Source organism: Pseudomonas sp. EL_65y_Pfl1_R83 (assembly GCF_963970695.1).
Classification (GTDB): Bacteria; Pseudomonadota; Gammaproteobacteria; order Pseudomonadales; family Pseudomonadaceae; genus Aquipseudomonas; species Aquipseudomonas tritici.
In genome coordinates, this window is sequence record NZ_CAXAQI010000355.1 from 1 (window position 1) to 475 (window position 475).

The 475-nt window shown below is 58.5% G+C and carries 1 protein-coding gene; it reads right to left on the reverse strand.

Annotated elements, in window-relative coordinates:
• Positions 1–43 precede the first annotated feature (43 nt).
• Positions 44–475: hypothetical protein (locus AACY08_RS29260; protein WP_339472572.1), on the reverse strand; the 432-nt coding region annotated here is incomplete at its 5' end.

Genomic DNA, 475 nt, shown 5'->3' on the forward strand with positions numbered 1-475 from the left:
TGAGGTTGTCGAGCGCGGTCGCAGTTGTCGTATCATTCGGGGCTTAGGTGACCAACGGATCGTTGAGGCCGGTCGGCACGTAGAGCAGGTAACGATCATTGTTCCCGGTGGTGCCGAATACCGACGAGCGACCCGTCGAAGTGTCCTGCATCGAGAAGCTGTAATGCTGTCCGGCGCGCGTTTCACCGAACAGTTGCACGACGGTGCGATAGTCGCCGAAGAAGGCGTGATCGAAGCCGACGCTATACTTGAACTGCCACTTTGTTTCGTTGCTGCTGATGCCGTAGCTGGCGTTGTTCGGATCAATCGAGGCTTGGGCGGCATAAAGCGAGCTTGCCACCGAAGACGTCGCGTTGCTGACGTCCTTCACGTCCTGCCAGGTGTAGCTGCCACCCACCGACAGGCCCCATGCAAAGTCTTTGTTAGCGCGCAGCGTGAAAATGTGGCTGCGACCACGCGACGTGTTGCCGATCTG